1 protein-coding gene is annotated in these 665 nt (G+C 40.6%); it reads right to left on the reverse strand.

Annotation, left to right across the window (positions count from 1 at the left end; all coding sequences use genetic code 11):
• Nucleotides 1–285 precede the first annotated feature (285 nt).
• Nucleotides 286–665 (reverse strand): hypothetical protein (locus tag EI28_RS15115; RefSeq protein WP_231476828.1); only part of this gene is annotated, 380 nt, incomplete at its 5' end.

The raw sequence follows: 665 nt of genomic DNA on the forward strand, positions 1-665 counted from the left end.
ATCAAAAAAATATCCATTGGTAGAATTTAGATAGCCATTATTTGATCAGCCCCAAGTCTTTTCTTAACTGTTTCAACAGTTCCAGATAATCTTCACTCCGCTTCGCCTCCTCCGTCGACTCGTCCACTTTCCTTGTGGCCTCCTCGACGAGCGCCATCAAGCATGCCGCACAGTAGAGGGCATCGTGGAAAATGACATCACAGAAAAACTTCAAATTCCAGAGGGGTTGACCATGGCCGAGTCTACTGAAGTAAACGCTTAACAGACACGGAATGATTGTGTGAATTACTTTTGATTACCCCAAGCGTATTTTTGAAGCCAAATTGCTATCAAACATCCGATCCCTCCAAACACTACTATCAAGAAAAATAATTGTGAGATTAATGTTGGTTTTAGAGTTTTCGGGCTCAGTTCCACTCGAATTGTAGTGTTTTCAACCACAGTGAAATTTTTGGTGTCTTGCTTTACCAACAAATATGGTATGACGTCTTTCTCAGCCGTTATTGAATAGTCCTTATAGCCGATATCAAATACGTATTGGAACCCTTCTATGTTATCCTCAAAGGAGTACCGATTTGCCCCGATTGGTTTTACTTTAATCCGATCTGTAGGTTCTAAGAAGCTAACTGACACATTGCCAACATTAGCATATCTTGATGAAACAT

This window comes from Methanoculleus sp. MH98A (assembly GCF_000691865.1).
Classification (GTDB): Archaea; Halobacteriota; Methanomicrobia; order Methanomicrobiales; family Methanoculleaceae; genus Methanoculleus.